Below are 22,584 nucleotides of genomic sequence, written 5' to 3' on the forward strand. Positions count from 1 at the left end.
GTTAATTACTTCCTGCAAGTGTGCAAAAATTATCAACACATATGGCTTTATTTACATCACTATGATGTTCACAATGACCAATGACGGTTTTGTCTCGCTTTGCTTTTTTTAATTGTGAAGCCCCAATGACATTGACCGCAACCTGACAGCTCAAATCAACAAAATCAATCTCAACAACTCGACATTGCTCATTCGAAACACAAGTGAGGTTTTGCGCAACTATCGCTAAATTAACCGATTTTTTTGGCTCATCATTTACAGTGTTAAGCGTTACAATTTCAGTAGCAGCAATGCTTGAATGATTATTTTCTTGTTGTTGCTTTTTTATTTCAAGCTGACGATTATATGCTTCATGCTGCTTTTCATTTTCATGCAGTAATACCCCAAAGCCGAAAAGAATAATAAAAAAAATCGACAAAACTAACAATGCGATATATAGCCATTTCATCATTTCAATATCCCTTTTAGCGACTATAGTAACGCTAATGGTACGGTTTTCATCATAATACGAATGGCATGTTGAATTTTATCTTGTACTTCTTGACTATTATCTTTCGGTCTAATTTTTAGTGGATAAACACTACGCCAAACGGAGCGCTTGTCTTGCTGATCAACAATATCGAGCACTAAACTACCTGGTAACAATTGCCATGACTTTCTATCTTGAACCGCTAAACCTGAGTGTAAGCACGGATCGCAATATTTCACTCCTTGGTTATATTTGTTCAAGCCTTGCTTATCTTGTATTAAATGATAACCAATAATGACATCCGCTTTATCATTAGTCTGATAAAGCAAACCTTTGCTGTCAAAGCTTCGTTCAATTGCAGTTTCAATGTTATTTCGTGTTGCGTAACTGATGTTTTGAGACTCGCCAAACTCTGAATTTCGAGAATAAGTACTATAAGATTGAATATCAGAAAAGTTAAAGTTACTTTTAAATTTAGCCGTCGCTGGAGGCTGACTTGAACAGCCAAAAAGTATCAAAACACTTATAGCAAGAGTCATGGGTATTTGTTTTATCATAAAGAGTTAGCAAACCTAGTAACATTGATGCTATTTAGCCTACCTTAGCCAATAAATAATTCAACCATTTCAGTATGAGATAAAAGGGAACTTACATTAATACTGATAAATCAATGTCTTGAAAGCTTAATACCTTACCTCCGTATGCTTTGGCAAATTGTTGGGCATCTCGCTGTTTACTAAAGCTTGCGAGGGTTTTCCCCATTGCTCCTGTTTTTTCAGAGCCCGCGACAAACCAAGCGGTTTTAGCGTCGATAAAATAATTATCATTAGGCGAATCCCACGGAGATTTACTCATATCATGTACATATAAAGTAGTGACATTACGCTTATTCTCCGGATCAAGATAAAAGCTAAACATATCGCGGGTTGAGCAAAATTTATGTACTTTTTTTCCTTGTTCTGCGGTCACTCCTTTGCGAAATAACTCTCCTTTTGGCCCAGCAAAGTGGGCAATTAACATCCCGCATAAATGACATTCATCGGCGGATTCTATCGCTGCAGCTTGATGAATAGTCTGATGGCCATCTTCATGCTTAGAACAAGCGGTCAACAATGTCACAACAAGCAAACAGCTCATTAATTTTGATAATGATTTCATAGTTTTCATTCTTTCTAACTTAAGATTAAAGTGTTTTTTTCATAAAAATAAAATTAGCACCCGCTAGAGGTAACATCACCCAAGCAAAGAGCACGAAAAATAATTGCCCTTGAGTTAAACTCGACTTAATAGCTATGGCTAGCACGCCATTTACATCACTACTGTCAAGGCCCGCTAAATTGACTAATCTGAAAATATCGGATGGACTAAACATCATAATTTGCGTTAATCCTTGCTGACTAACCCCCTGCTCTACTCCCACAAGTAATGCTAACAAGGCAAGGTCAAACACGAGAGCAAAGAAAAACCAAATCAGTAAGGCAATACCTGCCGCTTTAGATTTTTCATTTACCGCTAAACTGATAACATAAGCTATGGCAGTAAAGCTTAAGCCAAGTAAAACGGCACTAGCAATAAAGGTACTGAATAAACGAACTACTTCAAGATCCTTCACTTGTAGGTATAAAATCAGTGCTGAAGCACCAAAACCTAACAAAGTAGCTAAGGCTATAATGCCACCTTGTCCGATAAATTTACCGAGCAATAATTGCGTTTTACTCAGCGGATAAGTTAATAATAAAAGTAAGGTGCCGCTTTCCTGCTCACCAACAAAGCTGTCATAACTTAATAACAAGGCAATTAATGGGATCAAAAAAACGGCTAAACTTGCCAAGCTCGCAATAGTGGTAGACAGTGAAGTCACCCCTACTTCTCCCGATGCAACGCCGCCAAAATACGTTAAACCTATCGATAAAACGGCAAAAACAATGGTAATTGAAATGAGCCAACGGTTTCGTAAACCATCAAAAAATTCTTTCCCTGCAACGGCTAATATCTGATTCATACTAAGCTCCTGCGCTTAAATTTTTGACTTTACTACCGCTTTTATTTTGCTGTAAATAATATTGGTAAACCTGTTCTAAGTTGGCTTTATCCACATCAATATCATCAATAGTTTCAAACGCTAATAAGTAACGTAACATCGCGACTTTATCTTGCTCTGGTACCATTAATACTGAATCGCTGTCACCACTTTCTAGGAATTTCAGTAAATGTGCGTCTTGTCTAAGAGCGCCATTTAATCCATGAGGTGTTATTTTTATTGGTAAATTCGCTTGTCGACGTAATTCAGCTAATGTGCCAATCGCTAACATATTTCCTGACGAGAGTATCATTGCTCTATCAATATGTTGTTCAACTCCCGGTAAAACATGAGAGCATAAAATAACGCTTGTACCTTGGCTCTTTAATTGATCAACTGTTCGATAAAAATCGGCAGTTGCAATGGGATCTAATCCGACAGTCGGTTCATCAAGCAATAATAATTTAGGTTTACCAATAAATGCTTGAGCTAACCCTAAGCGTTGTCTCATACCTTTTGAAAAGGTTTTAACCGGCTTTTTCATCGCATGGACAACACCGACTTGCTCTAATAATTCAATCGCATGCTGCTTCGCCGGTTTAGGATAAAAACCTTTTAATCGAGCAAAATAAGTTAACACTTCTAAGCCGGTTAAATGCTCATAAAAACTGACGTTTTCAGGTAAGTAGCCAATTTGTTCACGCATGTGCCATGCGGCTTTAGAGTCAGGTGCAACTCCCATGACATTGACTTCACCATGACTTGGCGAAATAACCCCTAAGATCAATTTCATCATTGTGGTTTTACCTGCACCATTGTGACCAAACAGACCTAACACTTCACCTTGATTCAATTGCATATCAATCGAATTCAACGCGGTTAATTTTGCATATTGCTTGCCTACATTTGATAGGCTAATGATTGGAGAAGTTGACATTAATGCACGTCCTTAACATTGAGTTGTACAAGGCTTAATTCAATGTTTGAATTTTCTGCAGATTGGCTTGCATGAGGGGATTTCATCAGCGGGAAGCTATCTTTGACCCCTGATGGTTTTAAAATAGGAAATTGCCTTTGTACCCACCGTAAAATGATCACAGCAGGACTATCCATTAGCATCTTCATTTCTGGATATTGCCACACCAGTTTATCGATACCATCATTAGGCTCAAAAACGACATCACCTATTTTATCGTTATTCATATCCCACCCTAAGTAGTTACTCCAATAGTTACCAACCCCCTCTTGGCTCCATTCTTGGTTTTTATTGGAAACATATTTCACTTGTGTTGGGTTATCGATAAAACTATTGGCATACACTTTTGTATGTTCAGATCCTGCAGTTAAATGTATACCGATTTCCGTTGTATCTATCACATTGCCATAAATCGAGTTATAGGCAGAATTATAAACAAACAAGCCTTTGCCATCTCGGCCTAATACTTTGTTTTCTGGTTTAGTCCAAACATTTTTAATGTAATTATTACTAATGGTTGATGACGTAATAAAGTTCATTAAAAAACCATAATCTTCACTATCAAGCGTGCTATTACCATCAACAATTAAATTTCGAGAACTCATTAAGGCATAACCAGCTCGCGTGTTATAGGCCAAATTGTTAAGCACTTTGTTACTGTGTGAATACATATAATGAATACCGTAACGTAAATCGTGCAGGGTGTTATTTTCCAACACATTGTCTTGGCTGGAAATAATATATAGGCCATCTCGCGTGTGAAAAACTTCGTTATCTCTCACCTCAACATTTTTAACAATAGAAAGTTGAATACCATTACCTCGATCTGCTGAACGTAAGGCTAAATTCCCTTCAATTGTATTATTAATTACATGAATTGATTCCCCTTTTTGTAACCAAATACCAAAACCATCGCCTTTAAGGTAATTGTTTTGGATCACCAGATGACTGGCTTTTTCATCAGAATATATGCCGGAATGTTGTTCGGTTAAATCACTGCCCCAATTTTCAATGGTTAAATTTTCAATCGAGATATGAGAATTTTTCAGCAATATCGCGTGACCATCTCCTTGGGCATCTATAATCGCTTTTTGCTGATCGTCAGGGGTAGTTGTTAAATGAATAGCCCGATAAATAACAAAATTTCCTCGATATCGACCGGCAGACAATATCAGGGTGTCACCATCATTGGCGTTATCAATCATCTCCTGTAAGTTATCACTTGGTAACACCATGACTTCACTTGCGTAAGCTTGATTAATTGATATTGGCATACCACTAAACAGCGCAATAATCAGGAGGAGTTGGGCATATTTACATATCATAAATTTACAGCTCTTCTATCACGTAGAAAAAGCATAACACCGATTAAATGTTATGCTTTTGATCTCAGTTAAGAAACGTGCTGTTTTTAGGTTTCAACAAACATTCTTCCACGCATTTCCATATGTAATGCATGACAAAACCAATTACAGTAATACCATTGAACGCCGGGTTTATTGGCGGTAAAGGTAATTGACGCAGTTGCTTGCGGACCAATCTCCATCTGAACACCATGATTTGTCATACAGAAACCATGAGTTACATCTTCAACTTGATCCAGATTAGTAACAATAACAGTGACTTCATTGCCTAATTTCACGTTGAATGACTCCATACCGTAGGTAGGAGCAATGGAAGTCATGTATACACGAACTTTATTACCATCACGGATCACTTTGTTTTCGGTATACACATCGACACCATCACGTTTCGCTTGAGCGATGGTTTCGGCGAACATCACATCATCTCTTGGCCAGATTTTCAGCGGTTTCATTTTACTGCGATGAACAATCATACAATCATGCGGTTCGGCATAGGTAGGTCCATCATGCACTAACTTCATTTCATCACCTGAAATATCAATTAACTGATCATTTTCCGGACGTAATGGACCAACAGGTAAAAATCTGTCTTTAGAGAACTTACATAAGGCGATTAACCATTTACCATCAGCATCTCGCGTTTCACCGGCCGAAGTATGGTTATGACCTGGTTGATAATGTACATCGAGTTTTTGACGAATATAATTCACTTTTTTACCGTTATGGGCATCAATAGCATCTTGCACATTCCATTTGGCAATTTGGCTATCAAGGAATAACGTGGTATATGCATTACCTTTATTATCAAACGCGGTATGAAGAGGACCTAAACCTAACTCAGGCTCAGCAACAATGGTATCACGAGGTTTGATGCTATTTGAAAATAAGGCATCTAATTTGTTAATAGCGATCACCGATACTGTCGGTGATAGTTTACCATTCGCAACAAAATATTCGCCATTTGGCGAGGTATTCATACCATGTGGAGATTTAGGGACAGGAATATAACGGGTTAATTCAGAGCCCTTGGTTCCATCAAGTACAGGCACATTATTACCATTATAGGTTTTAAATTTACCGGCTTTTAGCGCCGCTTCACAGCGTGCAAGGCTAAATACAACAACATGGTCACGCTCAGACGAGATCATATCTCCTAAATTCATGCCCATTTCTGAATTATAACAAGTAGAAGCGAAATATTTTCCATCGTAATCAGCGTCAGTATTATCTAAATTACCGTCCACCATGACTTGGAAAGCGATTTCCATTTTCTCAGCATCAATGACGTTAAATAACGAACGATACGTGCTGACATCTTTCATGCCGCCTTTTCCGTCATTATTCATCGGAATTTCGAATTCACCGTTACAAATTACGTATTTGGTATAAGGCACTTTTTGTACCCGTAATCCGTGTATTGCTTGTACATTAGGAATGGTGATCATTTTGTCACATTTCATAATGTCACAACGAATACGAGCTACCCGAGAATTAGCTTTATCATTGATGAAAACATATTTACCATTATATCGGCCATCCGTCATACTCATATGTGGGTGATGCGAATCCCCTGCATGTAAGTGTGCACTATCACCTTTAATTCGTTTACTTTCATCGGTTAATCCCCAACCAGTAGCACTATCGGTATTAAATACCGGAATACGCATTAACTCACGCATAGATGGCACGCCCATTATTCGGACTTCACCTGAGTGACCACCACTCCAAAAACCGTAATATTCATCTAAATCACCTGGGCCAACATGTGGACTATTCGCCGCTTCACTTCTTTGCGCTTGTGCCATAGATGAAAACATAGCAGCGGTCATAGGAGCAGCAATAGCGCCAGCACCAATTAAAGCTGTTTTACCAAAAAAATTACGTCTATCTTCACTTTCTAGCTCAACATTATTTGAGCTTTTATCTTCATTACTCATACTCTTCCCCAGTTATTTTATCTATAAAATTTAAAACGTAAGTCACTTAAGCGACATTGACGGTTTCTATTTCGTTTTCTTTAAAGCGGTTCTTTTTACGTGCTAATTTTTTCAATGGAGGACATTTTTCTTCATTAAAGTAAGTGACTTGGCAATCCAAACAGTAATGACATTCACGCATATTAATTTCGCCATCAGGATGAATAGCTTGAATTTCACATTCTTTGGCGCATGTTTTACAAGGTTGACCGCATTCTGGTCGACGACGTAGCCAACTAAATAATCGAACACTATTACTGGTCGATAACGCCGCCCCTAATGGACATAAATACCGACAGAAAAATTTACGATTAAATATATTGATGATAAGTAAAGCTGATGCGTATAAAACAAACGGCCATTCACGATCAAATTTCAATAAGAAAGTCGTTTTAAACGGTTCTATTTCGGCGAATTGTTCAGCCAACGCCAATGACTCCATTGATAACCCGAACAAGCCAAGCAGAATTAAATATTTAATGGCCCATAAACGTTCGTGCACAGCCCAAGGCAATTCAAATTGTGGAATTTTTATATAACGCGCAAAAATATTTAACAATTCTTGCAAAGCGCCAAATGGACACAACCATCCACAATAAACAGCACGTCCCCATAAAATCATGGTTACTGCTGCGGCACACCATAAGATAAAAATAATAGGGTCGAGTAAGAACAAGTCCCATGAAAAGTCCGTCATAAAGGCTTGTAAGAAGGTAAAGACATTTACGACAGATAATTGTCCGCCCCAAGACCAACCGATAAAAACAACAGTGACAATAAGAAACGCATGTCTAAAGTTATGCATAAAGGTAGGATGTCGAACCAAAATATCCTGAAAAAACAAACTCATCACGACAGTAGAAAGCAAGATCACTAAAATGATCACCTCAGTGTTTTTTTCTTGCCATACTTGCTGAGTCAGGGTTAATTCTGGTTCTGGTATTATAACGGCTGGGCGATCAACATAATGATCTAAGGTATGATAATCCCCCTTAAAACTGGTGAATAAGCTATCGACCGCGCCTAATTGACGTCTGACAAGTAATTCAAGCTGCCAATCTACACCGGGGTTAAACTCATGTTGAGCTCGGACTATGAATAACGACATCTCTTTGAAAAGCGGCGCACCTTCAAGATAAAGGTCAGTAACACGATTATGATCCAAGTCACGAAAAGCAAAAGCATCACCATTTTGCAAAATTTGAATACGATCGAAAATCCCACCTCGAACATAGCCAGAGCCTTTAAAAGAATAACCATTGCCTAATAAAATAATGGCGTGTTCGTTTGGCTTTAAACTGCTCATAAGCCATTGATATTCAGCATCCCCTAACAAGTTTCGTCCAACCGTTGGAATATTGGCTTGCGCAAAATAGATATCAGCAAACATATCTTCTTTTTGATCGGCATTGGCTTTATCAATATGTTCAGCCGCTGTACCGACAAAAGCTTCATCAACCATTTTTCTATTCAAGGTTAATCGTCGAATAGAGCCATCACCAATAAGCGTTTGCCATGAAGATTTTTGGTAAACATCAGGGTAAATGGTTGACATAGGTTGGATAATTTCTTGGCTAGCACTAATAATCCCCAGCGAACGCGCCACTTTAGTGGCCGATTTGGTAATCGCCACATTCATTACCATGACAGTTACGGTAGCACCTGATAAACCATCAATATGAATGATATTTTCTTGCTGGTTGTTACCACCAACTTTTAAGCGATCACTTACTGATAAACCATCATATTGCTCTGCAAAGGCATGTAACTTACTCTCAGGAATACCAGCAAGAATAATAGGTTCATGGTGCTCAAGTACTTTAGCGCCGAGGTAAACCCCTTGAGGGTTGATGGCAACTAACATATTTACTGGTTCACCAGAATAGGCAGGAATTTTGGCAATATCATTGGTTTCAAAAGCATAACCAATAATTTCACTGTCTTGATAGATAGTCCAAACTAAGGGATCGCCAGTTTTCTCACTAATATGGGTTAAATCTGGAAATATTTCATGGATCAGTGGAATAGGATCTTTTGGAGGGCTAACGAATAAGGCGTTGGCAGACATACTAGTGCACAACAAAGCAGCCGCAAGCAGAAAAATATAAACAACACATTGTAGATTTCTTTGAATATTAATCATGAACTCTTACTACGTAGCACTGCAGTTGAAGCATCAACTGCGACAATATGTCGCACATAATACGTAAGCGTCGTGATGAGAGGTTGATCTAGATCATGATCTAAATGTTGTTTGAAAGTGGATGTGCAAAAATCTGATTTAGATCAATATAACGGGAAAATTTGAGTTTGAGAGATGAATTTAAGAGATTGATTACCGAACAAAAACAGAGGGGGTTGTGTTAATTTCACCGTCTATTTCAATAGTTGCCACATTATCATCAACCGTCATAAAAGCGACGTTTCCAGCGGAAGAGCAACGAATATATGACAATTTATATCCATATTTAGTTAAACTACTTGCCGCGAATTTTTGTGCTAAGGTCAAGTTAGACCATAATTCATCGAAGTTGTTTTGGCTCGATCGCCTTTCTATTAACGGATCTCTGAGACTATTTTGTGCCATCAAAAATTACTCTTAAAAATGCATACTCGAAATATAAGCATTTTATATTCCAGTTTTACTATCTTTTTACACTTCAACAAGTTAAATCCTGTTTACTCTTGTGATCAGTTTTTACTGTAAAAATTTTAGACGTATCGCTTAAAACTATCAATAACAATTAGTCAAAAAAAACCAATTTTTACAATTGGCTTTTTTCGGTTAACACTTTAATTATTATACGGTTAGCTTAATAACTCTGACACAATAAATTAACTTACTGTCACTTTAGAAAATTTCCGCTTCCCTACTTGATAAACCGCCGTTGTACCTGCTGCGATAACCACTTTATTGTCTGCTATTTTCTCGCCATCAATTTTAGCGGCACCTTGTTTAATCATGCGCATAGCTTCAGAAGTACTGGCGACTAAACCGGCTTCTTTCAATAAATTGGCAATGGCTATTTCACCATTGTCTACGGTTAGTGTTACCTCAGGCATTTCATCAGGCATCGCGCCTTTTTGAAATCGATTAATAAATTCTTGATGTGCCGCTTGAGCAGCATCTTCATCATGAAAACGAGCAATTAACTCTTTGGCTAAATCAATTTTAACATCACGGGGATTAGCGCCATTAGCAATATTTGTTTGGTATGCTTCGATTTCTTCGATCGGTTTAAAACTTAATAATTCATAGTATCGCCACATTAAATCATCAGAAATAGACATAATTTTACCAAACATTTCAGTTGGGCTGTCGGTGATCCCTATGTAGTTATTTAATGATTTTGACATTTTTTGAACGCCATCAAGACCTTCTAACAAAGGCATCATTAACACTGTTTGAGGACGCTGACCTTCTGACTTTTGTAACTCTCTGCCCATCAATAAATTAAACTTTTGGTCCGTTCCCCCTAATTCAACATCTGATTCTAGCGCCACAGAATCCCAACCTTGAACAAGCGGGTACATAAATTCATGAATAGCAATAGACTGTCCGCCAGCATATCGCTTTTTAAAATCATCACGTTCCATCATGCGAGCAACGGTTTGGCGAGAGGCTAATTTTAACATGCCAGCTGAACCAAGTTTTTCCATCCAAGTAGAATTAAATTCAACACGGGTTTTCGCAGGATCTAAAATTTTAAACACTTGTTCTTTATAGGTTTCAGCGTTTGCCAAAACATCTTCTTGCGTTAAAGGCTTACGAGTGACATTTTTACCTGTTGGGTCACCAATCATACCGGTAAAGTCACCAATCAAAAAAATGACTTCATGACCTAATTGTTGAAATTGACGCAGTTTATTAATTAATACTGTATGACCTAAATGGAGATCAGGTGCTGTTGGATCAAAGCCAGCCTTTATTTTAAGTGGCTTGCCTTGCTTTAATTTTTCTAATAACTCATCTTCCAGCAAAATTTCTTCGGCACCGCGTTTTATTTCTGCAAACGCTAGGCTGACATCTGACATCAATTTAACTCCAATAACAGGGATAATTTAAACAATAATTGACGAATTCTACTGTAAATTCATAGCCTGTGAAACGTCAAAGATTGTTTCATTGCATATTATTTTGTTATAGTAAACGACAGATGTCGTATTAAAGCTTGTCGTACAGGTAGTAACCTCTTGAATAATTTAAAAAAATTATATATACAATTACCCAAACAGCACAGAATTTTTATCTCTGTTGTCAGTATATTATTACTCCTGCTTATTATATTCCCCTCAGAAAAAGCAACGGCTAGCCGTCAATCGGAACAACCTTCGCTTAAAGTCGGTCAACGATATGAGTTATCGGTTCCTGAACAATCAGAAATCGAAAGCGCAATTTCGACTCAAGTAGAGCAAGCTCAGCCAGATGAAATAAAGCTTGAGCAACCTCAACTTACTTGGCAAACGGCGAAGGTGAAAAGTGGTGATTCTTTAGCAAAAATATTTAAACGACTAGGATATAACGCCCGTACTACCCATGATGTAAGTCGAGCAAAAGGCGAAGATAGTCATTTATTAAAAAAATTAAATGTCGGAGACACTCTACGTATAGGTAAAGATTCAACAGGAAAGCTTAGCGCGTTAGAATATCCGCTTTCAAAAACCGACACGTTATTTGTTAACTTAGTTGAGGGCCAATACCACTCCTTTAAAGAATCAAAATCCGTAGAGATCAGAGAGAGTATTGCTCATGGCGTGATCAAGTCTAACTTTTGGAATGCCGGTATTGCGGCGGGGTTAGACGATGGACAAATTATTAATTTAGCGAATATTTTCGGTTGGGATATCGATTTTGCTTTAGATATTCGTAAAGGTGATAGTTTTCATGTGGTGTATGAAAATAAGTATGTTGATGGCGAATTTATTGGTAACGGTAAAATTTTAGCCGCAGAGTTTATTAACCAAGACGACCCCTTTCAAGCCATTCGCTTTACTGACGGTGAATACTATAGTCCTGATGGCAAAAGCATGCGTAAAGCTTTTTTACGTGCACCAGTTAATTTCAAATACATTAGCTCTAATTTTAAACCTAAACGCTTTCATCCAATTCAAAAACGTTGGAAAGCGCACCGCGGCACAGATTATAGGGCGAATAAAGGCACGCCAGTAGTAGCAGCAGGTAACGGTAAAGTGACCCATTCAACCTATAATAAATACAATGGAAATTACGTATTTATCCAACATGGTAATGGTATCGTGACTAAATACCTGCATTTTTCAAAACGTGCGGTTAAAAAAGGCCAACGTGTTAAACAAGGACAAGTTATAGGTTATGTAGGCTCAACGGGTATGTCACAAGCGCCTCATTTACATTATGAGTTTTTGTTAAATGGCGTTCATAGAAATCCACGTACTGTTAAATTACCCGATGCAAAGCCAATAGATAAAAAATATCGTCAAGCTTTTGCTGCGATTGCTGAACGTCGCTTAACAGAGCTATCTGGTTCTAGAATCGCATTAACGACCTTGAACCCCCCAAAAAATGGTCATCAACAAGCACCATAATGGCAAATAATAACTACTATATTGGTGTAATGTCCGGCACTAGCGCAGATGGAGTAGACATTGCACTAGTAGATTTTTCTTCGGGTAACGTACAATTAAAAGCCCATTGGTATCAGGCGTATAATGATCAACTGCACCAGAAAATCACCGCCTTATATGACTCAGGCGACAATGAAATTGATCGAATGGGTAACTTAAGTGTTGAATTGGCTCATTATTTTTCTCATGCTATCCATCATTTATTAACACAAGAAAAACTGACCGCTAAGGATATTGTCGCCATAGGTTGTCACGGGCAAACCGTACGCCATCGTCCTGTAATCGATAACACCAATAAGTATCCATTTACACTGCAAATTGGTTGTCATCAAACACTAGCTTGTTTAACGAATATTAAGGTCATTGGTGATTTTCGTACAAAAGATGTCGCCCTAGGTGGACAAGGAGCCCCACTTGTTCCTGCTTTTCACCAGTATTTATTTGCCGACCAACAACAAGATACCTTTATTGTAAATATGGGGGGCATTGCCAATATTACTTTTTTGCCCCGCGATAAAAACCGGTCAATTATCGGATTTGATACAGGTCCGGCAAACGCATTACTCGATGCATGGTGTTATAAACATACCCAACAGCGATATGATGAAAACGGCCAATGGGCGGCCCAAGGTAACATCAATCAGGCATTACTCGCTAAGCTTTTATCCGATCAATATTTTTCATTAACTGCGCCGAAAAGTACCGGACGAGAATATTTTAATCTCAATTGGCTTGCGCCATATTTAACCGACTTTTCATTAGATCCTGTTGATGTTCAAGCGACATTAAGTGCTTTAACTGCAAATTCTATCGCGCAAGAAATCAATAAATTATCCCCGAAGAGTTTCGTATATTTATGCGGTGGAGGAATTGCAAATGAGCATTGTTATAAGCTGATAAAACATCAACTTACTGAACATTGTATAAAATCTATTAATTCATTAAACCTGAATAATAACGCGTTTGAGGCCATTGCTTTTGCATGGCTCGCTTTCGCATATGAAAAAAAGATCTATGGAAATATACCAACCGTGACGGGGGCTAGCAGAAAAACGATTCTTGGTACTAAGTTTTATCCGTAACCCCCTCTAGATTTCAAAATGTTTTTCCCTATAATGAATTCCTCGCTGTATAAAGCACACACAACTTGAACAGATTTTGAACTATTTACAAAAATAAATATCTAATAAGTTGTGCTGTATGTATTTGCATAATTAGGAGGAACTATGGAGTTTAATGATATTCATATCGGCATGAAATGCGGTAGTGTGAAAGGCAGTGGTACCGTTACATGGATTGATGGTTCAACCAAAACAATTTACATCGCCAACACTGCCGACAATAACAGCTTTGAAGTAGACTTTGATGATATAATCGAAGATCCGCAAGCACACAATCGTGAAGATACATATTACTAATTTTTATCTATCGAATAACTTACCCTAGTATTTATAATTAATAGAACCTCTTTATATAAAGAGGTTTTTTTATACCCATTATTCAAAATAACTAAATCATATAACTTAATATTGCTCATCCAGTAAAAAAAATATGTTAAGTTATTCTATCATTTTCTTAACTATATTCGATTATGCAAAATAATAGCTTTGTCCTTTCACTCCTCTTTATTTCAGCAACCACCCTAGCAAATATTGAACATACTACCGATTGGATGCCAGATCACAGTTTTACGCAAGGTGTTGAAGGTCCAGCGGTCGATAAAGACGGAACTTTATTTGCCGTGAATTTCGCTAAAGAAGGCACCATTGGCAAAGTCACCCAAAGCAATAAAGGCGAAATATATTTAACCTTACCAAATGGCTCTATTGGCAACGGCATTCGTTTTGATCACAAAGGTAATATGTATATCGCTGATTATGTTAACCATAATGTATTGATAGTTGAGCCTAACACTAAAAACGTAAAGGTATTTTCGCATAATAAACAAATGAACCAGCCCAATGATATCGCGATTATGGATAATGGAATTTTATTTGCGAGTGACCCTAACTGGCCAAATAATACTGGAAATTTATGGCGCATTAATGCTGATGGCACTAATACATTATTAGAAGCGAATATGGGCACGACAAATGGGGTTGAAGTGAGTCCAGATAATAAAACACTTTATGTGAATGAAAGTGTGCAACGAACTATTTGGCGATATTCCCTCGATGAAAATGGCAATATTCAAGACAAAAGCCTGTTTTTCCAATTTAAAGATCATGGTTTGGATGGCATGCGTACCGATAATGCGGGTAATTTATACGTCGCGCGATATGGTGCAGGTGTTGTTGCAGTACTGTCACCCCAAGGTGAGCTTATTAAAACTATACAGTTAACAGGAAAGCACCCAACCAATGTTGCATTTGGTGGTATAGACGGTAAACAGCTTTTCATTACGATGCAAAAGCGTGGCGCAATAGAAACCTATTACAATCATATTGCCGGTCGCAACTATCGATAAGTTTAATTTCGTACTTGCAATCCATAAAAACCAGCGTTAATGCTGGTTTTTTATATTAAAGTGGGGCTATTTAATTAAGTACATGCTCTAGTCGATTATTAATAGAGCCTATTGTTCCTGTCTTTTCGAACGACTATTGTTTAATACGATATAAACGAAATACCCCTTTTTGAAGCGTTGTGCCTTTATAAGTAGAGTACATATAGCCTTCAAGCACCGCGTTATGTTTATGAATTAATAATTTATTAGCAAAAGTCAGATGGTCTGTTTCAATTTCGATAAGGCTCCCCACTTTACTGACATTCGCGGGAGTAAAAGATGCTTTATTAGTAAAACTTTCGCCATTCACGAATCGAACAAAGTGTGAAGTTTTATCAGGGTGTGCTTCAAAACTTAACAGCTCTGGTTTTCCATCGATATTTAATACTCCTATCCAAAACCCATAAAACTCATTTTGGCGAATAGACGTTAGCGACTCGAGTCTATCTTTATACATATGAACGAATTCACGAACAGTCGATTGTTTTTGCTGCTTATCAAGTTGGTATGTTTGTGTAAATATAGCTTGGCCATTATGATCTGTGCTCATCTCCATGACTTGTAACGCATTATCTAAGTGGGGAGTCATGATTAAACGTGTGTTTTCGTTGGGATTATGCTCGTTAACTATATTAATAACACATGCTGTAATATCGCAATTTATATCATGATCAGAAAAGGCTCTAAATTTTACTTTTCTAAAGGCACTGGCGATCTTCAAAGTAAACATTCTATGCTGACCATTAGCGTTAAACTCAATCAGTTTATACGAAAAGTCTGACTCGCTAATCCCCTCTAATAAACCAGCCTTCAATTTTAATGGTTCAATTGGCCATGCATCGTTGCTAAAGAAAATGACAGCGACGAAAAAAATACTAACTCTTATAAAATTAAACATTAAAATTTTCATCCTGGTAAAAACACGCAAGCTATATTTACATATTGGTATACCTATATAAAGGTAAGTAACTGTTTTAAATATTATTGTACAGTAGAAAATCAAAAAGCCGCTTAATAGCGGCTTTCTAGAATACTCTTCAACATTTAATATTTTGTCTTGAATCAGAACGGAATATCGTCATCAAAATCAATCGTTGGCTCTTGAGGGTTTACCTTAGGGGCTTGTTGCTGATTTTGCTGTCCTTGATTAAAACCACCTTGTTGCTGCCCTTGTTGTGCATAGCCACCACTTTGTTGCTGTGGTGCTTGTTGTTGATAGCCTTGCTGTTGTGGTGCTTTATAAACAGGTTGTTGAGCTGGTTTTTGTTGCGCTTGATTTGCAAACCCACCTTGTTGTTGACCCTGTGCGGCAAAGCCACCAGTTTGAGGTGCATTTTGACCAGTGAAACCACCGGCTTGTTGTCCGCCGCCTTGGCCGCGAGAGTCAAGCATTTGCATTTCATTGGCAACAATTTCGGTAGTATATTGATCAGCACCTTGCTGATTTTGCCACTTACGCGTTTGTAAACGCCCTTCTAAATAAACTTTAGAGCCTTTTTTCAAATACTCGCCAGCAATTTCAGCTAAACGTTGATAAATAACAATACGATGCCATTCAGTTTTCTCTTTTTGCTCACCGGTTTGCTTATCTTTCCAAGTTTCAGAAGTTGCTACAGTAAAGTTTGCAACAGCACTGCCATTTGGCATAAAACGCACTTCAGGATCTTGCCCTAAGTTTCCAACAATAATTACTTTATTTACGCCGCGGCTTGCCATTAATTCCTCTCCAGCCTTTGTTTTTCAAAGGTTATATCTATTAAACGAAAGTAAAACTCTACTAAAAACTAACCCTACTTTTTACAAAGTAGTACTATACAAAAGAGATATTTGAGTAGAGTATTTTATGTCGGTAATATACTCGTTAATCCAAAGTTTTGCACGTTTAATTCTGTTATTTTTGTCGCAAAGTTGATGGCTAATTTATCAATAAATGAGCCTATCGGTTTAGAAAGTTACCTTGAATGAAATATTGCCCAAGTTTTCAATAACTCAGAATAAAACACCAGCATGCATCACACATACTTTTATCGAAGTCCAACAAAATAACGGGTCAATTAATTGATTTAAAGGTAGCAAACACAGTTTCCATTTGTTTTTGTAATTCGTAACTAGTTTTATGTGGCATTAAAGGGTGTTCAAGTAGCTGCTGTTGAATTGCATCTCCAACAGCTTGCGCTTCATAATTAAACCCTAAACTACGTCTTTTATCATCAAAATAATCGATTTGTTCATCATGGACAAATAAAGCACATTGCTTAGCGTGCCAAAAGTTAGGTATAGCTATATAGCCCACATCACCAATAATGTAAGCGGTGTTTGGTAATTGACAAGTAAAGGAGCTTGCTAGGGTTAGTTTGACATCGCCAGAATCGGCTAATATAACGATATCATCTTCAACTCCTGTTGCAGCAATATGCGACTTCACCATTAAATTTTCGAGCGGATAGTCGTTAAAATACTTTGATAAGGCAATTGGATAAATGCCCATATCGAGCAAGCATCCACCAGCAAGTTCTGCATTATATAATCGAGACTCGCGATCAAAAGGCATGAAATAGCCAAAGTCTGCCTTAATATGTTTAAGTGTGCCAATTAGTCCTTCGTCAAACCATTGTTTCGCTTTTTTAATGGCAGGTAAAAAATATGTCCACATAGCCTCCATTAAAAACAAACCTTTTGACTGTGCTAAATCAGACAACTGCTGGCATTCTTCACTACTAATCGTGATAGGTTTTTCACATAACACTGACTTCCCCGCAAGTAAGGCGTCTTTAGCATTTTGAAAATGAAAATTATGAGGAGTAGCAACATAAATTACATCGATATCCGCATCATCAAATAACGATTGATAACCTTGGTACGCTTTTTCAATTCCATGTTTATTAGCGAATGTTTTCGCGTCATCTAGTTTTCTTGCTGCCACAGCAACAAGCTCACCATTATCAACAAAGCGCATATCTTGACAAAATTCTTGCGCGATTCGACCGGTACTAACAATTCCCCAGCGTAACTTATTACTCACTCTTTGCTCCTTTGTATGTATTAGTATTATTAACGTAAGCAAGCGATTTTTTGCTATAATCCTTAACTATCAACCAAAAGACTTTACGAGTTAGGTTTTAAATATTCTGCCATTTTACCCGCGATTTCTTCAGGAATTTTTTGTGCTTTTTGTTGCTGATAATCAAAGTGAACCATTACTGCCGTGCCTGAAGATTTCACTTCGCCGTCTTGCCAAAGCTCTTGATAAACATCAAATGAAGAAGAGCCTATCCTACCAATATAAGTACGCACTTCTATGGCTTTACCATAATACATTTGACCATGAAAACTCACCTCAATTTTCGCTAATATAAGTCGCCATTCAGATAAATTTAATGTAGGTGTGAACCATCTAAATACTTCATCCCTAGCACCTTCGAACCACACAGGCACCATCGTATTATTAATATGACCTAAGGCATCAGTATCGCTAAACCTAGGGTTAAATTTTTCTAAAAAATAGTTATTTGACATTAAAACATGCTCGCTTCATTTGGTTCTACAAATTAATTCTGTTGTAGTGTATTCTGTTGTGCAGACAAATAATAATAAAAATACTTATGACAGATTTTATTGAAATATACCCAGAGACTTTATCAACAACGTTTTGCCAAGAATTTATCCGCTCGTTTGAACAAAGTCCTTATAAAAATCAAGGACGCACAGGTGGTGGTGTAGATACGAGTAAGAAGTTAAGCCAAGATATTTATCTCAATCAACATCATGAATTTCAAGAACAGCTCTCGCATATAACTCAGGCATGTACTGGTAAAGTTATGGAATATATGAGCAAGTATTTTTTTAGTCTTATCGGCTCTATTTCATTAGTTATGGAACATCCAAAAACGAAGCAACCAGTACAACTTACTGAAGAAAATTTTGAGGAAGTGGGTAAGCCAAATATTTTAAATTTAATTAAATATTTATTTCGGTTAGCACCAATTAATGCGCAAAAATATCAACAAAATGCGGGGAATTATAAGTATTGGCATTCAGAAATATTTCCGCAACAAGGTCATAATGATGCATTACACCGCACTTTGCTGATCTTACTTTATTTAAATGATGTCGAAGAAGGGGGCGAAACTGACTTTTACTATCAAAAGAAAAGCATTAAACCCAAAGCTGGAAGTATGATTATTGCCCCTTGCGGATTTACTCACACTCATCGAGGGAATACCCCTTTATCATCAGATAAATATGTCCTGACTTCTTGGGTTTTATATAATCCTGCAGAGCGAATTTATACGCCGACAAAGTAAAGTTGTTGAAAATAATTACTCGCTCAATTATAAAAATCGTTTTAGTAAACGATCGACTTTAGACATCGATAAACGCGCTAATAATTTGCGCGGTTTTAGAGGGTAATCACGTTGTGAATCAATTTGCTTATAACTTGTAATATCACGCGTATGTTGACAAATACTCGCGAGTTCTTGCTGAAAACCCGCCAATAATTGTTGAGTAGGGTCTTGTAATAATAAGCCATTTTCGAGATCTAAACCCCATGCTCTTGGGTTTAAATTACTACCGGTAAGTAGGTGTTTCGTTTCATCAACAACCAGTCCCTTTAAATGATAGCTGTTGCCTTCATCTTGCCAAAGCTTAAAAACTAACTGACCTGAATTAACAAATTTTTGCCAGCGCTTAAGGAACTTTCGTAAAATTTGTTCATAAATATAAGGAATAATTCCAATTAAACTAAACCTTTCTGGATCCGCGATATAAAAGTCACTGGCGGTTTTATCGCCAACAATGACAGTGATTTTGACTCCGCGTTTCAGAGCAAGAGTTAACTGCTTAGTTACGGCTCTAGGTAGGTTGAAATAAGGAGTAAATAAAACAATAGACTCAGTACTGTCTTTTATTAACTGACAAACCTGATGGTTAAGCTGATTACGACGGCTGCCACAACCCGCAAAGGGCGTGATTTGGATAGCGCTTGTTTTGTTCACTTCAGCAAACTGATAATCAGCACGTTTAACAATTGCCCTCGTTTTTTTACTTTGTATTTTCTTTTGTTTTTTCGTGATCGGTATTGTATCGGTCAAACGTATTGCCACACCTGATTCGATAAAATTAATCACTAAATATTGGCAAAAACATTTGGCTAACGCCGTTGAACGAATAAGATAATAACGATCTAAACGGTAATTATTGTGCTGATGTAAATAAACATTATTAATGCTCGCACCGCTGTAAAGTAGCATATCGTCAATGACAATGCCTTTTAAGTGCAACACGCCCAGTAATTCTTTAGGCTTAACGGCGATACCATAAAAATTAATGTTTACTTGATGCTTTTGCGCAAATTCAGCATACATAGCACGATTGCCCAATTGCGTTTTTTGGCCAATTAATCCACGTTGCGCACGGTGAGCGTCTACAAAAATGCTAATATCTAACGTAGGTGTTTGTACTTTAGCACGATACAAAGCGGTCAGTATTTCTCGGCCAGCTTCATCGTCTTGTAAATAGAGTGCCGTAATATAAATACGTGTTTTTGCTTGTTTTATATGATCTAAAAATATTTCTTTATAGGCAGTTGGCGACAGCAAAACATCGACATCTTGCTGCTCAATACCAATTGACGGTAGTTTCATTTGATTTTTTCTTCATTAACTCAACCCGTTGATTTTATTTTTTTAAGGTGAACTGTTCAAGCTGATTTGATAAATGATCGGCTAATTTTGATAAGCTTTGCCCAGCTTCAGCAGCTTTATTTGCAGATTGCATCACTTCATCTGCACCGTTAGCGATATTTTTAGTATGTTCATTAATTCCTAATACATCCCCTCTCTGCTTAGAGACTGCCGCTGATATTTCTATGGTCGCATTAACAATATCACCAACATTATTGGTAACTTCGATAAAAGTATTTTGAACTTGCTCCGTTTTTTCTACACCTAGCTCTGATTTTTCAACGCCTGACTTCATAGCTAAAACAGAATCACTTGCCCCTTTTTGTAATTGTTCAATAATTCGTTGTATTTCAGCAGTAGAATCTTGAGTTCTACTTGCTAAAGTTCTAACCTCGTCAGCAACAACGGCAAAACCTCGTCCTTGCTCTCCTGCTCTAGCAGCTTCAATGGCCGCATTTAACGCTAATAAGTTTGTTTGATCTGCTATCTCACGGATCACATTAACAAAACCTGCAATTTCACTACTATGTTCTGCTAAATGATTAATAACCGATGCGGAAGTATTAACTTCTTTTGAAATATCATGAATGGTTTCTCCTGTATCTCTGACAACAGTTTTTCCTTTCATGACATTGTCATTAGCTAACTCTGTTAATTGTTGAGCTCCATCGGTATTTTCAGAGATAACGCGAGCTGAATCGCTAACCTGGCTAATAGCAGCGGCAACTCGGTGAGTTTCTTGTTGCTGCTCTGAAATACTTCTTTGCATATTACCGGTTAGTTGATAAATATCATTTGCAGCACTTCTTAGCTCGATGACATCCCCTTCAAATGAATGTAATAACTTCTGAATTTTTTCTTGCATATGAATAAAACTTCGCGCGATATCTCCCAATTCGTCTTTTGAATTAACTACTAGCGTTTCTGTAAAATCACCATTTCCAAGCTTCTCTGCCGCTAAGTTTATTAATTCAACATTGCTTCTTAATGACTGATAAATAGCTAACAATAAATAACAACTCAACATAATAACTAAGAAAATAACAACAGATAAAATCCACATGGCAGTGGAACTTTTTTGTCTTAGTTCATTTATTCGAGTAATGAAATACTTATTAGTTTGTTGCTTCAAAGCCTTTACGGAATCTAACTGCTGTGAAGCTAACGTTTTAGCCTTTGATAGTGAAAGTAAAATAGTATCAGGTTCAATTACTTGATCGTTAATAACTGATTGGTAAGTTGTAATATCCCCTATAATTTCTCTAGAGTTTTGTACATATTTATCTAAACCTTCGGTTGAAGCGCGACTTAATTGTTCAATCGTTTTCTCAAATTTTGCTGTAAGCTCACTTAAGCGATTATTTAAAGCAACAACTAATGTATATGACTCTGCACTAAATCCTTGCTGTATGATCTGAGAAACTAAATCGTTATAACGACTACTATATTCTATTAATGCGGGTAAATGCTGTTCTGCTGCTTCTATTAGATAAAAAGCGACCACATCACTTTCTCGGGTTAAACCACTTAATGCAGCAATGTTTTCTCGAAGAGATAATGTTTGACTATAAAACTCATTATATAAAGTGAAGTTATCGTCCGTAAAATTATTTTGATTTTCTTCCCAAAAGCTTACTAACTCATTGGTTTGATTATTAAGTGATAAAAATTCTTCATTTGCTAATATATTGTCTTTTAATCGCTTAAGTTCATCAGTGATTTCTGATGAACTATTTATATCTTGTCGTATATTTGCAAGATTGACTTCTAATGAAAGCACTTTTTCAATTTGCTCAAATCCTGTTATTTCGTGCTCATATTGCTCTAATAAAGTTAATTGATCACCGACTATCCAACTAAAGCAAGCCAATAAAGGTAAATAAAACATTAACGATAGTAAGATGAATTTAGCTTTAAATCTTAAAGAGTTAGATAAAGAGATCGCGGGTTTTAAAATAATAGTCATAATTACTCTTATAGTTTTG

At 37.1% G+C, this 22,584-nt stretch carries 21 protein-coding genes; 5 read left to right on the forward strand and 16 right to left on the reverse strand.

From position 1 onward, the window contains the following. Position 1 precedes the first annotated feature (1 nt). The 10 genes from RM573_RS06185 to tyrS all read right to left on the reverse strand — a co-directional run bounded on the left by RM573_RS06185 (position 2) and on the right by tyrS (position 10,840). Positions 2 to 451 (reverse strand): hypothetical protein, encoded by a 450-nt coding sequence (locus RM573_RS06185; protein ID WP_311578801.1) that lies wholly within the window; start codon positions 449 to 451, stop codon positions 2 to 4. A 20-nt stretch (positions 452 to 471) separates the two neighbouring features. Then, positions 472 to 1,008 carry a DUF4136 domain-containing protein gene (locus RM573_RS06190; RefSeq protein WP_311578805.1) on the reverse strand — a complete coding sequence of 179 codons (537 nt, stop codon included), beginning with the start codon at positions 1,006 to 1,008 and terminating at the stop codon, positions 472 to 474. A gap of 109 nt (positions 1,009 to 1,117) precedes the next feature. Further along, positions 1,118 to 1,627, reverse strand: a complete 510-nt coding sequence (locus RM573_RS06195; protein WP_311578809.1) for a nitrous oxide reductase accessory protein NosL — start codon at positions 1,625 to 1,627, stop codon at positions 1,118 to 1,120. A 25-nt stretch (positions 1,628 to 1,652) separates the two neighbouring features. Next, the gene (locus tag RM573_RS06200; RefSeq protein WP_311578813.1) at positions 1,653 to 2,471 is read right to left on the reverse strand and encodes an ABC transporter permease; all 819 of its coding nucleotides are present in this window, start codon (positions 2,469 to 2,471) and stop codon (positions 1,653 to 1,655) included. 1 nt (position 2,472) lies between these two features. Further along, positions 2,473 to 3,426, reverse strand: a complete 954-nt coding sequence (locus tag RM573_RS06205) for an ABC transporter ATP-binding protein (protein WP_311578816.1) — start codon at positions 3,424 to 3,426, stop codon at positions 2,473 to 2,475. Then, entirely contained in the window at positions 3,426 to 4,790 is a 1,365-nt protein-coding gene (locus RM573_RS06210) for a nitrous oxide reductase family maturation protein NosD (protein ID WP_432280215.1), read from the reverse strand. Before RM573_RS06210 ends, RM573_RS06205 begins: the two co-directional genes overlap by 1 nt. Positions 4,791 to 4,876: 86 nt before the next feature. Next, positions 4,877 to 6,766, reverse strand: coding sequence for a TAT-dependent nitrous-oxide reductase (gene nosZ / locus RM573_RS06215; protein ID WP_311578819.1), 1,890 nt, complete (start codon positions 6,764 to 6,766; stop codon positions 4,877 to 4,879). Between the two features lie 46 nt (positions 6,767 to 6,812). Further along, positions 6,813 to 8,948, reverse strand: a complete 2,136-nt coding sequence (nosR, locus tag RM573_RS06220; protein ID WP_432280216.1) for a transcriptional regulator NosR — start codon at positions 8,946 to 8,948, stop codon at positions 6,813 to 6,815. 192 nt (positions 8,949 to 9,140) lie between these two features. Further along, a complete protein-coding gene (locus RM573_RS06225) occupies positions 9,141 to 9,392 on the reverse strand; it encodes a hypothetical protein (protein ID WP_311578823.1) in 252 nt (83 codons plus the stop codon). Positions 9,393 to 9,640: 248 nt separating this feature from the next. Then, positions 9,641 to 10,840 (reverse strand): tyrosine--tRNA ligase, encoded by a 1,200-nt coding sequence (gene tyrS, locus RM573_RS06230; RefSeq protein WP_311578826.1) that lies wholly within the window; start codon positions 10,838 to 10,840, stop codon positions 9,641 to 9,643. A 159-nt stretch (positions 10,841 to 10,999) separates the two neighbouring features. Here tyrS and RM573_RS06235 point away from each other — a divergent pair, with 159 nt between their 5' ends. The 4 genes from RM573_RS06235 (at position 11,000) to RM573_RS06250 (ending at position 14,876) form a co-directional block, all read left to right on the forward strand. Further along, a complete protein-coding gene (locus RM573_RS06235; protein WP_311578828.1) occupies positions 11,000 to 12,370 on the forward strand; it encodes a peptidoglycan DD-metalloendopeptidase family protein in 1,371 nt (456 codons plus the stop codon). Continuing rightward, on the forward strand, positions 12,370 to 13,491 hold the full coding sequence (locus RM573_RS06240) for an anhydro-N-acetylmuramic acid kinase (RefSeq protein WP_311578831.1): 1,122 nt from the start codon (positions 12,370 to 12,372) through the stop codon (positions 13,489 to 13,491). Before RM573_RS06235 ends, RM573_RS06240 begins: the two co-directional genes overlap by 1 nt. A gap of 144 nt (positions 13,492 to 13,635) precedes the next feature. Continuing rightward, a complete protein-coding gene (locus RM573_RS06245) occupies positions 13,636 to 13,827 on the forward strand; it encodes a hypothetical protein (protein WP_311578834.1) in 192 nt (63 codons plus the stop codon). Positions 13,828 to 14,000: 173 nt separating this feature from the next. Next, positions 14,001 to 14,876 (forward strand): SMP-30/gluconolactonase/LRE family protein, encoded by an 876-nt coding sequence (locus RM573_RS06250; protein ID WP_311578837.1) that lies wholly within the window; start codon positions 14,001 to 14,003, stop codon positions 14,874 to 14,876. Positions 14,877 to 15,009: 133 nt separating this feature from the next. Here RM573_RS06250 and RM573_RS06255 read toward each other — a convergent pair whose 3' ends face one another. From RM573_RS06255 to RM573_RS06270, 4 genes are all read right to left on the reverse strand, one after another. Beyond that, positions 15,010 to 15,813 (reverse strand): methionine sulfoxide reductase, encoded by an 804-nt coding sequence (locus tag RM573_RS06255; RefSeq protein ID WP_311578840.1) that lies wholly within the window; start codon positions 15,811 to 15,813, stop codon positions 15,010 to 15,012. A 164-nt stretch (positions 15,814 to 15,977) separates the two neighbouring features. Then, positions 15,978 to 16,631 (reverse strand): single-stranded DNA-binding protein, encoded by a 654-nt coding sequence (ssb, locus tag RM573_RS06260; RefSeq protein ID WP_311578844.1) that lies wholly within the window; start codon positions 16,629 to 16,631, stop codon positions 15,978 to 15,980. A 334-nt stretch (positions 16,632 to 16,965) separates the two neighbouring features. Next, a complete protein-coding gene (locus RM573_RS06265; RefSeq protein WP_311578847.1) occupies positions 16,966 to 17,937 on the reverse strand; it encodes a Gfo/Idh/MocA family protein in 972 nt (323 codons plus the stop codon). An 83-nt stretch (positions 17,938 to 18,020) separates the two neighbouring features. Then, positions 18,021 to 18,431, reverse strand: coding sequence for an acyl-CoA thioesterase (locus RM573_RS06270; protein ID WP_311578849.1), 411 nt, complete (start codon positions 18,429 to 18,431; stop codon positions 18,021 to 18,023). An 86-nt stretch (positions 18,432 to 18,517) separates the two neighbouring features. Between RM573_RS06270 and RM573_RS06275 the strand changes: the two genes are divergently transcribed. Beyond that, positions 18,518 to 19,219, forward strand: coding sequence for a 2OG-Fe(II) oxygenase (locus RM573_RS06275; RefSeq protein WP_311578852.1), 702 nt, complete (start codon positions 18,518 to 18,520; stop codon positions 19,217 to 19,219). A 27-nt stretch (positions 19,220 to 19,246) separates the two neighbouring features. Here the strand turns inward: RM573_RS06275 and pssA are convergent, their stop codons facing one another. After that, positions 19,247 to 20,560: a CDP-diacylglycerol--serine O-phosphatidyltransferase gene (gene pssA, locus RM573_RS06280; RefSeq protein ID WP_311578855.1), complete on the reverse strand. Its 1,314-nt coding sequence runs from the start codon at positions 20,558 to 20,560 to the stop codon at positions 19,247 to 19,249. A gap of 34 nt (positions 20,561 to 20,594) precedes the next feature. After that, positions 20,595 to 22,565, reverse strand: a complete 1,971-nt coding sequence (locus RM573_RS06285; RefSeq protein ID WP_311578858.1) for a methyl-accepting chemotaxis protein — start codon at positions 22,563 to 22,565, stop codon at positions 20,595 to 20,597. Positions 22,566 to 22,584: the final 19 nt, after the last annotated feature.

Origin of the sequence: Thalassotalea castellviae (assembly GCF_031846185.1) — a bacterium.
In the GTDB taxonomy this organism is placed as follows: domain Bacteria; phylum Pseudomonadota; class Gammaproteobacteria; order Enterobacterales; family Alteromonadaceae; genus Thalassotalea_H; species Thalassotalea_H castellviae.